General features: G+C 69.8%; 8 protein-coding genes. 5 read left to right on the top strand and 3 right to left on the bottom strand.

Translation table 11 applies throughout. From position 1 onward, the window contains the following. Window positions 1-124 precede the first annotated feature (124 nt). Both VZQ01_RS05125 and VZQ01_RS05130 read right to left on the bottom strand, forming a co-directional pair. Window positions 125-1,933, bottom strand: coding sequence for a DUF4215 domain-containing protein (locus VZQ01_RS05125; RefSeq protein WP_223751262.1), 1,809 nt, complete (start codon window positions 1,931-1,933; stop codon window positions 125-127). A 204-nt stretch (window positions 1,934-2,137) separates the two neighbouring features. Next, window positions 2,138-3,598: a M20 family peptidase gene (locus VZQ01_RS05130; protein WP_426747032.1), complete on the bottom strand. Its 1,461-nt coding sequence runs from the start codon at window positions 3,596-3,598 to the stop codon at window positions 2,138-2,140. A gap of 199 nt (window positions 3,599-3,797) precedes the next feature. Between VZQ01_RS05130 and VZQ01_RS05135 the strand changes: the two genes are divergently transcribed. Then, window positions 3,798-5,558, top strand: coding sequence for a glycosyl hydrolase family 18 protein (locus VZQ01_RS05135; RefSeq protein WP_223751260.1), 1,761 nt, complete (start codon window positions 3,798-3,800; stop codon window positions 5,556-5,558). A gap of 55 nt (window positions 5,559-5,613) precedes the next feature. On the opposite strand, the gene VZQ01_RS05140 is transcribed toward VZQ01_RS05135, so the two are convergent. Further along, window positions 5,614-7,830, bottom strand: a complete 2,217-nt coding sequence (locus VZQ01_RS05140; protein ID WP_223751259.1) for a M3 family metallopeptidase — start codon at window positions 7,828-7,830, stop codon at window positions 5,614-5,616. A gap of 201 nt (window positions 7,831-8,031) precedes the next feature. On the opposite strand from VZQ01_RS05140, the gene VZQ01_RS05145 reads away from it, so the two are divergent. The 4 genes from VZQ01_RS05145 (at window position 8,032) to VZQ01_RS05160 (ending at window position 12,855) form a co-directional block, all read left to right on the top strand. After that, window positions 8,032-9,102, top strand: a complete 1,071-nt coding sequence (locus tag VZQ01_RS05145; RefSeq protein WP_223785082.1) for a hypothetical protein — start codon at window positions 8,032-8,034, stop codon at window positions 9,100-9,102. A gap of 75 nt (window positions 9,103-9,177) precedes the next feature. Further along, complete coding sequence (locus VZQ01_RS05150) at window positions 9,178-10,707, top strand: acetyl-CoA hydrolase/transferase C-terminal domain-containing protein (protein WP_223751257.1); 1,530 nt, start codon at window positions 9,178-9,180, stop codon at window positions 10,705-10,707. A 107-nt stretch (window positions 10,708-10,814) separates the two neighbouring features. Further along, the gene (locus VZQ01_RS05155) at window positions 10,815-11,585 is read left to right on the top strand and encodes a tetratricopeptide repeat protein (protein WP_223751256.1); all 771 of its coding nucleotides are present in this window, start codon (window positions 10,815-10,817) and stop codon (window positions 11,583-11,585) included. A gap of 214 nt (window positions 11,586-11,799) precedes the next feature. Continuing rightward, entirely contained in the window at window positions 11,800-12,855 is a 1,056-nt protein-coding gene (locus VZQ01_RS05160; protein WP_426747034.1) for an isoprenoid biosynthesis enzyme family protein, read from the top strand. Window positions 12,856-12,889 lie beyond the last annotated feature (34 nt).

Here is a 12,889-nt window from a genome sequence, read left to right on the forward strand (position 1 = left end):
CCCGGCCCCAGGGCCTTGGGGACGACTCGCCCCCGGCGACAGCCGCCTCGCGGGAGCTTCTTCCGCGAGGCGGTGAGCCGCTCCGGGGCACTCGCGCCCGGAGCGGCCCGTCACGTCGGACGACTCAGCCGATCTCCGACTTGCACGTGGCGCTGCAGCCGTCGCCGCTGGTGGTGTTGCCGTCGTCGCACTCCTCGTTGGCCGGAGGCGCCGTCTGCGGGATGCCGTCGCCGCAGCGCGGACCCCAGACGCAGCCGGGCGCGCACTTGCCGTAGCCACCGGCGTTGACGAAGTCGTCGCACTCCTCGCCCTCGTCCACCTCGCCGTTGCCGCACGTGGCGTTGCACACCGTGCGACGGGTCTCGAAGTTGTTGAGCGTCAGCCGGTACGACGAGCCGGAGGTGTGGCGCTCGGCCTGGAACACCACGACCTCGTAGATGCCACCCACCGTCAGGCCCAGGGCCGCGGCCTGCTGCGACACCGTGACGGTGCCGTTCTCCGGACCGTGGACGCCGCCCAGGTCCAGCGCGAGCTTGCCGTTGATGAAGACCCACACGTCGTCGTCACCGCGGAACAGCAGCACCTCGGTGCCCTTGTACTGGAACCAGTACCGGACCTCGCTCGTGAAGCTGAAGTTGTGCTGCTGGGAGGGCTGTCCGTTGTCGCCGCGCAGCGGCTCCTTGCCCGCGGCCACCCAGCTGTCCGGGTGGTTCGTCAGCGGGAAGAACCGGTCGCTGTCGAACACGTACGAGCCACCCGCCTGGCGGTTGAGCTTGAGCGTCCCGACGATGGTCTTGTTGATGTTCGCGTGGTCCGTGTACCACTGGTGGAAGGCGGTCGCGCCGTGGGTGGTGGCGGACGACTGCCCCGTCTTGGCGTACTCCGGCTTGCCACCCGGGAACGTCTTGCCCGGGATGCCCTCCAGCGTCGTGGCCAGCTGCGCCTTCACGATGCCGCGCTCGCCGGCGTTCCCGTTCTCGAAGTCGATGTGGCCGCGCGGCAGCGCGCCATCCGCCGGCAGGTCATACCCGCGGAAGTCGCGGAAGACGGCGGACAGGTCGAGCGAGGCCGGGGGATCCGTCTGGACCACCTGGCACACGTAGCCCGTCTCCAGCTTGCACGTGGCCGAGCAGCCGTCGCCCGAGCGGGCGTTGCCGTCGTCGCACTCCTCGGAGGTGTCGTTGGGCAGGATGATGCCGTCGCCGCACGTCGCCTGGCACTGGCCGTTCTGGCACCGCGGCTCGCGCTTGCACGCCGCCGAGCAGCCATCGCCCATGTCCTTGTTGCCGTCGTCGCACTCCTCGGTGCCCTCGACGATGTTGTCGCCGCAGGTCGTCTTCGAGCAGGCCGCGCCCACGGTCGGGCACTTCCAGCCCTCCTCCAGGCGGCACTCCGCGGTGCAACCATCACCGTTATTGGTGTTGCCGTCCTCGCACTCCTCCTCGCCCACCTTGAAGCCGTCGTTGCACTGCGCGGCGTGGCAGCGGCCACCCGCCGACGGGCAGTTCCAGCCCTGCTCCACGGTGCACGTCTCGCTGCAGCCGTCGCCGCTGGACACGTTGCGGTCGTCACACTGCTCGCCCGCCTCCACCTTGCCGTTGCCGCACCCGACCACCTTCACGCACGGCTCGCCCGGCGTGTTGCACGCCCAGCCCTCCTCGAGGGTGCACGTGGCCGAGCACCCGTCGCCGCTCACCTGGTTGCGGTCGTCGCACGTCTCCCCGGACTGGAGGGTGCCGTTGCCGCAGTTCTCGACGGGACACGTGCCTCCGTCACACGGCTGGGTGGGGCCGGCATCGTCATTGCCCCCACCGCCGCCATCCGGCTTGCCATCACCACCACCGCCTCCACATGAGGATGCGATCAACGAGAAGAGAAGAGAGGCGAGTACGAGACCCGCGAGGCGCTTTCCAGCAGAGGGGACGGTCACCATGACCCCCGATGCTGGAAGTGCGCGCGGTGCGTGTCAACGCGGTTGCGATTTCTCACTCCCGCACAGCGCGTGAAAATGCAGGAATTGCGCAGATGTGCAGGAAGAGCGGACTGAATCGCCTGATTTCGTGTCTCGGACACACATCCGCGTCCATGTCGCGATACAGGCCCCCATCGAGGGGAGGGCCCCTGTCTCAGCCATGTCTCAGCGCGCGGCGTTGCGGAGGTATTGCGCGTAGAAGCGGACGGCCTGGGCATGCGCCGTCACGGCGATGCGCTCGTCCTTGCCATGCACGCGCGCCAGGTCCTCGGCGCGCAGGTGCACGGGGAAGAAGCGGAAGACGTTGTCGCTCAAGCCCACGTAGTGGCGCGAGTCGGTGGCGGCGACGTTGAGGTAGGAGGACACCACCACCTCCGGGAACACCTGCCGCAGCGTGCGCTCCAGGTGGCCGAAGGCCTCCGTGTCCGTGCGCGACACGGGGGACGGCTCGCTCTGGAACGCCAGCGTGCCCAGCTCCACGCGCGAGTCATCCACCACCGAGCGCACGTGCGCGAGCACCCCGTCCACGCTGTCGCCGGGCAGGATGCGGAAGTTCACCACCGCGCGGGCGCTGGCGGGCAGCACGTTGTCGCGCACGCCGCCCTGGAACAGCGTCACCGCGGTGGTGGTGCGCACCGCGGCGTTGGTGGTGGGCTTCTGGGTGAGCTGGCGCACCACGAGCGGCTCGGTGAGCCACAGGTTGGCGAAGAGCAGCCGCATGCCGAAGGGCATCTCCGGGCCCACGCGCAGGAACAGCTCGCGGCTGCCACCCTCGAGCCGGGCGGGCATGGGCGAGTCCTCCACCTTCGCCACCGCGCGGGCCAACACCCCCACGGCGCTGCGCGGCGGCGGCATGGACGAGTGCCCTCCCTCCCCCTTCACCTTCAGCTCCACGCTGGTGAAGCCCTTCTCGGACGTGCCCACCAGCGCCACCGGGGCGCTCACCCCAGGCACCGTCCCGGACATGATGACGCCGCCCTCGTCGAGCACGGACTCCAGCCGCACGCCCCGCTCCTTCAAGAGCGCCGCGATGGCCACAGCGCCCTTCAGGCCCCCCACCTCCTCGTCCCCGCCGAACGCGAACATCACCGTGCGCCGGGGCTTCTCCCCCGCGGCGAGCAGCGCCTCCACCGCCTCCAACTGCGCCAGCACGCTGCTCTTGTCATCCAGCGCGCCGCGCCCCCACACGAACCCGTCCGCCACCACGCCGGCGAACGGCGGGTGCGCCCAGGACTCCTCCGTCCCGGGGGCCACCGGCACCACGTCCAGGTGCCCCACGAGCAACAGGGGCGACAGCGACGCGTCCGTCCCCGGCCACGTGTAGAGCAGCGAGTGCGTCCCCACCGGCTCGCGCTTCAGCTCCGCGTGCACGCGCGGGAAGTGCTCGGCCAGGTAGGCATGCAGCCCCGCGAAGGCCTCATCCTCCGCGGGCACGCCCTCCGACGCCGCCACCGTCTTGAGCCGCAGCGCTCCGGCCAGGCGCGCCGCCGCGGCGTCCGCGTCCACCGTCAGGGGTTCCATCGCCGCCGGCGCCACCTGCCGCGAGGTGAAGGACAGCGTCCGCACCACCAGCACCAGGACGAGGACACTGGCCGCGAGGGCCATGGACAGGAGCAGTCGTTTCATGGATGGAAGCGGCCACCGTAGCAAAGGCCGCCTCCAACGACGCGGGAACGGCCCGCACCCTCCCTAGCGTTTTCCCAGAACCCGAGACAGACGCGACCACCTTGTCGCTCGTCGAGCAGATGCAGTATTGCCACACTATTTCAACACAGGGATGTCGGACTTCCCCGTATTATCTGTGCCAGTTCGAAGAGGTGCGCAGGTGAAGACTCGACTCGTGACGCAGTGGTGGTGCCTGCTGGTGGCGGGGGTGCTGCTCGGGGGATGCGGAAAGGGTGAGGAGGGGCCGGGGCTTCCCGGGGCGCCCTCGGACGTGGAGGCGCAGGCGGCGGACGCCCAGGCGCTGGTGACGTGGACGCCTCCGACGAGCGATGGCGGCCACCCCCTGCTGTACTACGTGGTGCGGTGCGACCCGGCCTGCGGCGGCGCCATCGTCAGCGCGAGCGAGCGCCAGGCCACGGTGCTGGGGCTCAACAACGGCTTCAAGTACCTGTTCAAGGTCTCCGGGGTGAACGCGCGGGGCGAGGGCGACGCGTCCTTGCCGTCGGTGCCGGTGGTGCCCCAGCCGGGCATGTCCATCCCCAACCCCACGACGCCGGGTCAGCCGCGCTCGGTGAGGGCGACGCCGGGCAACGGCGCGGTGTTCGTCAGCTGGCTGGCGCCGGCGAGCTTCGGCGGACGCGCGCTCAAGCACTACCTCGTCACCGCCGAGCCCGGGGGACACTCGGTGACGGTGGACGTCAAGGCCGGGAGCGCGAACGTCCCGGGGCTGCCCAACGGCAAGCCGCACACCGTCACGGTGAGGGCCGTCAACGACGTGGGCGAGGGTCCGGGTGCGCAGGTCGGTCCGGTGACGCCCAAGCCCGGCGGCGCGCCGGCGAGCTGGGTGTCCGGCTACTACGTGGGCTACCAGCACCGCGCCTACCCGCCCGACGCGGTGGACTTCTCGGGGATGACGCACATCATGGTGGGCCGCGTGCGCCCCCGCTTCGACGGGACGCTGTTCACGGACTTCGACGTCTCCGACCTGGAGGGCCCCGCCATCGCCCGGACGCTGTCCGCCCGGGCGAAGGCCGCGGGGAAGATACCGCTGCTCATGATTGGCGGCTTCGGCGAGCACGACGGCTTCGTGCTGGCGTCCACGGGTGAGAGCCGCATCGTCTTCGTGCGCGAGCTGCTCAAGACGATGGATGAGCTGGGCTACATGGGGCTGGACCTGGACTGGGAGCCCATCAACCTGCCGCCCGCGGGCAACGACGGGGAGCTCTTGCTGGCGCTCATCGACGAGCTGCGCGCGGCCCGTCCGGACATCATCCTCACGGTGCCGGTGAACTGGCTCAACTCCAACTTCGGGATGCCGGAGCACGAGGCGAAGTTCATGAAGGAGCTGGGCTCGCGCGTCGACCAGCTCAACATCATGTCCTACAAGATGAGCGGCCACTGGGGCGGCTGGGAGAGCTGGCACTCCAGCCCCCTCTGGGACGAGGCGCAGAACCGCCCCAGCTCCGTCGCCAACTCCGTGGCGGGCTACATCCGGGCGGGCGTGCCGCGCGGACGGCTGGGCGTGGGCATCGGCTTCTTCGGCACGTGCTGGCAGGGCGTGACCCAGCCGCGCATCCCCCTGGACGGCCGGCCCGACGTCAACGAGGGCCAGAGCGACAACGCCATGAGCTACGCCAACATCGTGGACAAGTACCTCCAGGACCCGCTGATGAAGCGGCACTGGGACGAGCGCGCGGCCTCGCCCTACCTGTCAGCCTCCGACGTCACCGGCGCGGGCCACTGCAACTACGTCTCGTACGAGGACGGGCAGTCGGTCGCGGTGAAGGGCCAGTGGGCGCGCGACGAGGGACTGGGCGGCACCATCATCTGGACCATCAACCAGGGCCACCGCCCCCTGCAGCCCGCGGGCAAGAAGGATGAGCTGCTGCTCGAGGTGAAGCGCGCCTTCCTGGACCCGTGAGCCCCCAGGTGCGCGAGGCGTCGTCCCCCCCGCGCACCCGGACGTCACGCGCCGCCTACGGCGTGGACTTGGACTGCTTCGCCTGCGCGGGCACCGGGAAGCCCCGCTTGCGCATCAGCGCGTTGATGCCGGCGTCGCGGCCGCGGAAGGCGCGGTAGCCCTCGGCCGGGTCCACCGTGTTGCCCACGGAGAACACGCTCTTGCGCAGCTTCTCCGCCACGGCCTTGTCGTAGGCGCCCTTGCCCTCGGTGAAGGTCTCGTACGCGTCCGCCGTCAGCGTGTCGGACCACAGGTAGCTGTAGTAGCCCGCCGAGTAGCCGTCGCCCGCGAACACGTGGCCGAACTGCGGCGTGCGGTGACGCATCACGATCTCCTTCGGCATGCCCAGCGCCTTGAGCGTGTCGCGCTCGAAGGCGTCCGGGTCGATGCTCGCGTCGCCGGCCAGGTGCAGCTTCATGTCGATGAGCGCGGAGGACAGGTACTCCACCGTGCCGAAGCCCTGGTTGAAGGTCGCCGCCTTCTCGATGCGCGCCACCAGCGCCGGGGGGATGGGCTTGCCCGTCTGGTAGTGCAGCGCGAAGGTGTTGAGCACCTCGGGCGTGGACAGCCAGTGCTCCAAGAGCTGCGACGGGAACTCCACGTAGTCCCGCGCCACGGCGGTGCCGGACAGCGACGGGTACGTCACCGACGAGCTCAGGCCGTGCAGCGCGTGGCCGAACTCGTGGAACAGCGTGCTCGCGTCCTCCCACGAGATGAGCACCGCCTCTCCGGGCGCCGCCTTCACGAAGTTGGAGTTGTTGGAGACGATGGTCGTCACCTCACCCCGGAAGCGCTCCTGGCCGCGGTACGCGTTCATCCACGCGCCCGAGCGCTTGCCCTTGCGCGCGTACGGGTCGAAGTACCACAGGCCCACGTGCTTGCCGCTCGTCTTGTCCTTCACCTCCCACACCCGCACGTCGGCGTGGAAGACGGGCACGTCCGTCACCTGCTCGAAGCTGAAGCCGAACAGCTCGCCGGCCACCCAGAACATGCCCTCGCGCAGCTTCTCCAACTGGAGGTAGGGCTTCACCTCGTTCTGGTCCAGGTCGTACTTCGCCTTGCGGACCTTCTCCGCGTAGTAGCGGTAGTCCCACGGTTCGATCTTGAGCTTCGCGCGCTCCTTGTCGGCCACCTTCTGCATGTCCGCGACCTCCTCGCGGACGCGGGCCACGGCGGGCTTCCACACCGCCTCCATCAGCTCCATCGCGCGCTCGGGCGTGCGGGCCATGGCGTTCTCCAGCCGCCAGTGCGCGTGCGTGGCGTAGCCGAGCAGCTTCGCGCGCTCGGCGCGCAGCTTGAGCACCTCCGAGATGATGGCGTTGTTGTCGCGCTCGTCGCCGTTGTCGCCGCGGTTGACGTAGTTGCGCCAGACCTTCTCGCGCAAATCCCGGCGGGACGAGTACGTGAGGAACGGCTCCATGGAGGAGCGCGTGTTGGTGATGACCCACTTGCCCTTCTGGCCCCGGGCCTCGGCCGCGGCGGCGGCGCCCGCGCGCACGGAGTCGGGCAGGCCCGCCAGGTCCGCCTCGGACTCCAGGACGACGGTGTAGGCCTCCTCGTCGCCGAGCACGTGCTGGCTGAAGGCCGTGTAGAGCGAGGCCAGGCGCTGGTTGATGGCGCCCAGGCGCTGCTTGGCGGCGCCGTCCAGCTTGGCGCCGGAGCGCACGAAGCGCGTGTGGTGCAGCCACGCGAGCCGCTGCTGCTCGGGCGTCAGCTTCGCCTTGTCGGGCGAGTTGTAGACGGCCTCGATGCGGCGGAAGAGGGCCTCGTTCTGGAAGATCTCATCCTCGAACGCGGCGAACTTCGGCGCGAGCTCGCGCTCCACGGCCTGGTACTCGGGGCTGCTCAAGGACGAGCCCCAGATGCCGTAGAGCGTCTCCACGTTGCTCAAGCCGCGGCCGGCGTCCTCCAGCGCGGCGAGCGTGTTCTCGAAGGTGGGGGCCTCCGGGTTCGACGCGATGGTCGCCAGCTCCTTGCGGAAGGTGTCCATGGCCGCCTCGATGGCGGGCTTGAACAGCTCCACCTTCACCTGGTCGAACGGGGGCACGCCGCCATGGGGGCCGCTCCACTTCGCCAGCAGGGGGTTGGCGGGAGCCACGGGGGCCTCGGGGGCAGGGGCGGCGGGGGCCGCGGTGGAGGTGGCGGCGTCCTCGGGACGGGCGTCCTTGGAGGTCGCGCATCCGGTGGAGGCGAGCGCGGCCACGCCCGCGCTGACGATGAGGAGGTTGCGCATGAAAGTGTAGGTCTCCCGAGGATGGGGTGGGTTGTGCACCAAAGCACGGAATCGCGGCGCCCAACACGTCCACCCGTCCACCTGTTCCCTTCTCGCGACAAACACCTGGCGGGTCGGATGAGGACGGGGCCCCGGGCCGGATAGAGGAGGCGTGCAGGCCTCCGTCCTCGAGGGCCTTCGTCGCCAGGAGACACCCGCCGGATGCGAACCGTCCTCGCCCAGCCCAGGGGCCGTGCCTCGCGGGGCCTCGCGCTGGCGCTCCTCTTCGCGGCGGGCGGGGCCCGGGCGGACTGGAAGGTGGAGTACAACACCCCCGCCCCGCTCTTCCTGGACCGCAGCTACATCTTCGGCTCGCCCAACCGCATCCGCCGGCAGGGAGATCCCGACTCCCCGGCGCCGCTCCTGTTCGAGGCGCAGCTTGCCCCGAACCTCTTCCTGCCCCAGCTGCACACGGGCCGATTCCGGAGCGAGCACGGCGAGTGGTTCCTCACCGCGGTGCTCACGCCGTACATCCGGCTGCGGATGCTGAACACGGACAGCAGCCCCGTCATCCCGCCGTCGTACGTCCCGAAAATCACGCTCCAGGTGGCGCACCTGCGCGTGCTGCCGGGCTCGCTGGCGGAGGACCGTCCGATGCGGGGGCTCGCGCTCGCGGCGAACCTCACGGTGGGCCACTACTCCAATGGCCAGGACGGCTGCTTCTTCGCGAACCAGGAGGGCACGGACCCCGACTGCGCGCCGGCCCAGGGGGAGCTGCCGCTCAACGAGCTGACCGGCAGCTTCTCCACCAACTTCGTGCGCGGGGAGCTGCACGCGCGCGTGGCGTTCGGCGTGGACCCGGACCTGGACAGCGCGTGGCTGGTGGGCGGCGGCTCGTTCCTGGAGCTGAACACGGCCATCGGCTCGGGCGGCATCACCGAGGACCAGAGGCGCGTCTACGGCAAGGGAAACTGGGGCGTGAGCGCGCTGGGCGAGCGCATCTGGCACCAGCACCGCTTCCGGCTCGAGGGGACGGTGTCCGCGCCCTTCGGCGAGACGCCCCACCGGCGCGCGACGGTGAGCGGCGCGCTCGCCGCGCTGCCCTACTGGGGCGCGGGCTTCGGCGTCTTCACCCGCTACGTGTACGGCCAGGACTCGTACAACATCCTCTTCCTGGAGCGGCTGAGCCAGTGGCAGTTCGGGCTCGTCTTCGAGCTCTCACCCGGCGCCAGGCTCAAGGCCGAGGAGGCGCCCGGGGACACCGGGACGCGGCGTCCGCCGGGCTTCCGCTAGGGATGGCAGGACGTCCCGGGTGTGACATCTTCGACCGCGGACCCGCCGCCTTCCGCGGGGGTTCCCGACTTGAACATGACCGCTCCGAGCACGCTGAAGGACCGCATCCAGAACGCCGACCTCCTGGCCCGGGTCGTCCCCGTCGAGGAGGCCGTGAAGCACGTCACCGACGGGAACACGGTGGCCATCAGCGGCTTCACCAAGTCGGGCGAGCCCAAGACGTTCTTCCCCGCGCTGGCCTTCCACCTGTCGCGCACCGCGCCCCAGACGCGGCTCACGCTGTTGTCCGGGGCGTCGCTGTCCGAGGACGTGGAGGGCCCCATGGCGCCCTTCATCCGCAAGCGCGGGCCGTACATGTCCTCGTCCGCGTCGCGTCGGCGCATCCACGCCGGGGAGATGGACTTCACGGACGTGCACCTGTCCGCCTTCGCGCGCAACCTGATGTACGGGTTCTACGGCGACATCGACGTGGCGGTGGTGGAGGTGTCGCGCATCCGCCCCAACGGCAGCGTCATCCTGACGTCCTCGGTGGGCATCAGCGCGGAGGCGCTGGCGAAGGCGAAGAAAGTCATCCTCGAGGTGAACACGTCCGCGCCGGACTACACGGGCTTCCACGACATCGTCGTGCCCACGGTGCATCCGCACGTGGGCTGGCCGCTGCCGCTGTTGAACGTGAGAGACCGCATCGGCACGCCGTACGTGGAGTTCGACCTGGGCAAGGTGGTGGCGGTGGTGGAGTCGAGGACGCCGGACCACCCGGTGCCCTTCAAGGCGGCGGACGACACGGACAAGCGCATCGCGCGCAACGTGGTGGACTTCCTGTTGAGCTGCCGCGAGGAGTTCGGGTGGGGCAAGCGGCTGCCGCCCATCCAGTCCGGCGTGGGCAACGTGGCCAACGCCATCATCGGGGAGCTGTACGAGTCACCGTTCCAGAAGATCCGCTTCTGGACCGAGGTGTTCCAGGACGGGATGCTGCGCTACGTGGAGGACGACGCGAAGTTCGAGTACGCGTCCGCCACGGCGGTGTCCTTCTCCGCCGAGGGGCGCCAGCGGTTCCAGCAGCTGTTCGAGCGGTGCAAGGAGCGGCTGGTGCTGCGGCCGATGTGGCTGTCGAACAGCCCTGAAATCATCTCGCGGCTGTTCGTCATCGCGATGAACACGCCCATCGAGGTGGACATCTACGGGCACGTGAACTCGACGCACATCGACGGCTCGCGCATCGTCAACGGGCTGGGCGGCTCCGGGGACTTCTTCCGCAACGCGTACCTGAGCATCGTGCACACGCCGTCGGTGCGGAAGCTCAAGGACGGGCGGACGGTGAGCTGCGTGATGCCGTACGTGCGGCACATCGACCACACGGAGCACGACATCAAGTGCGTCGTCACCGAGCACGGCTACGCGCGCAACATGGACATCCGCTCGCCCCGGCGCCGGGCCACGGACATCATCGACCACTGCGCCCACCCCTACTTCCGGCCGCTGTTGCACGCGTACCTGGACATGGCGGGCCCGGGGGACGAGCCGCGCGCCACGGACATGAAGGTGCTCGAGGCCTGGTGGCGCGACTACGACGCCGCCTGCCGCGCCTTCCCCCAGGGAGGCTGAGCACCGGCATGGCGGGGCGGGACGACAGAGACGACGCGCCAAGGGGAACGCCCGGGCCAGGGAGCCCCGCGACGACGCCCCCCCCCTCCGAGGGGCGCGCCTCCCGCATGCCTGCGGAGGCCTCCACGGCCGTCGACGCGGCGAGAACCGGAGGCACCGCGAGGAACGGGCGGGAGCCCTGCCCTCCCGAGGTGGCGGAGCAGCTCCGACAGGTCGACCGGCTGCGACGGACGGGCCGGTACACCTCCGCGCTCGCGCAGGTGCGCGCGCTCGCCGAAGCGCACCCGAGGCTGGGCATCGTCCTGATGGAGCTGGCGATGACGCTCGGCATCTGGGGCGGCGCTCCGGCCGAGGCGCTCCCCTGGTTCGAGCGCGTCCTGGAGCTGGCCCCCGGACACCGGACGACCCGGCTGCACCGCGCGCTGTGCCTCGCCCGGCTGGGTCGCCATGCGGAGGCCGTGGCGGACTTCGACGCGCTGGTGGATGGCGGCTATCGCAAGGCGCTGGTGCTGCACATGAAGCGCGCCGAGTCCCTGGAGGCGCTCGGACAGGACACCCGCGCGGAGCAGGACTGGACGCTCGCGCTGGCCGAGGACCAGGACAACCCCTGGCTGCTCCAGCAACGAGCCGCCGTGCGCGCGCGCCTGGGAATGCACACGGAGGCGCTGGAGGACCTGTCCGCCGCGCTCGCCCTGCAACAGGGCGCTGACGTGGACCCGGAGCTGCTCCACGAGCGCGGCCTGCTCCGCGTGCGGCTCGGCGACGTCGGCGGCGCGCGCGCGGACTTCCAGGCCGGGCTCGCAGCCTTGCGCCGGGGAGACCCGGACTGGCTGCCGGACGCGCTGCGCTCGGCAGTCCAGGCACTCGACGTGCCCTGAAACACGCTCCCGCCGCGGCCTTTCGCCTCGGGCCCGCAGTCGAGCCCGCAGGACGAAGGGCCCCCCTGCACTCCTGCATCCGAGGGCGATGTCACTGATGCGGACTGAACATGCCCACGCGGCCAATCACAACCCAAGGGCCCCGCGGCTGCCGCCCGCCGCGACCGCATTAGCTTGAACATCCACACCCGACACCCGGACGTGGGGGCCGCACATGCTCGAGCTCGAACTCAATCCCAGACTGGAACAGATCAGACACCAGGGCTTTCGCGAAGAGGCGGAGAACGTCCTCCGCTCGGGGGAGCTGCGCAAGCTGATACGCCTCATCGGCCCCGTCCCGGGGGATTCCCGCGAGAGGAACATCCCCGTCTTCGAGCCCGCGGTCGACCTGGCGGAGGTCGAGCGGGAGACCCGCTTCATCCGACAGGAAGCCTTGGCCCGTGGCCTGGACATGGATGAGGAGTTCATCCAGACCATGACATACATGCGCCACATCACGATTCCCATCCAGGACCCCAGGCTGGGGCGGGCCATCAGTCGCGTCTGGAGCCTGGTGCTGTGGTTCGACCCCGACAAGGAATACAACCCGGAGAAGCACTTCCTGTCCCTCAAGCATGCGAGCGCGGTGGCCCACCCGCCCTCCGCGCTCATGGACTACGTCGACTTCTCCTTCGAGGAGCTGGGTCACTCTTGCGACTCGGACTTCCTGGGTCTCTACAAGAACCTGTTCTTCCAATACCACCTTGGAACCCTGCTCGAGGTGCTGGTGGCCCGGCACGGCGCCCAGCGCACCACGCACAGCGTCCGGTACATCCGCGACCACAACGGCTCCTCGGAGTTCTGGTACCTGTCCCTCCAGTTCATCGACGCGCGGCTGAGCTTCGCGCGCGACCCGCTGTTCTGGGTGGACACCCTGGAGGCGGCGCGGGACTTCATCGCATTCACCAACGACGTCTTCTCCTTCTACAAGGAGGCGAAGTCCCAGCTCGACTTCGAGAACTGCTACCTGTTCAAGCAATCCCAGACGCAGAAGCGCCCTTACCTGGAGGTGTACCGGGAGACGCTCGCCACGACGGTGAGGAACTACCACGCCATCCTGGAGTCCGCGTCCTCGCGCGCCCCGGAGCTGAGGGCTCACGTGGAGCACTACCTCAAGAGCTTCATCTACTGGCACTTCCGCAGCCGGCGCTATCTGTTGCAGGAGGTCTACCCCCAGCTGCGCTACTGGGAGGACCTGCTCTCGCCGCCTTCGCCCGGGCGGGTGGGCTGACCCAACCTCCGCCACATTTAATCGCGCTTAATCC

Origin of the sequence: Myxococcus faecalis, from assembly GCF_050039385.1 — a bacterium.
Lineage (GTDB): Bacteria > Myxococcota > Myxococcia > Myxococcales > Myxococcaceae > Myxococcus > Myxococcus fulvus.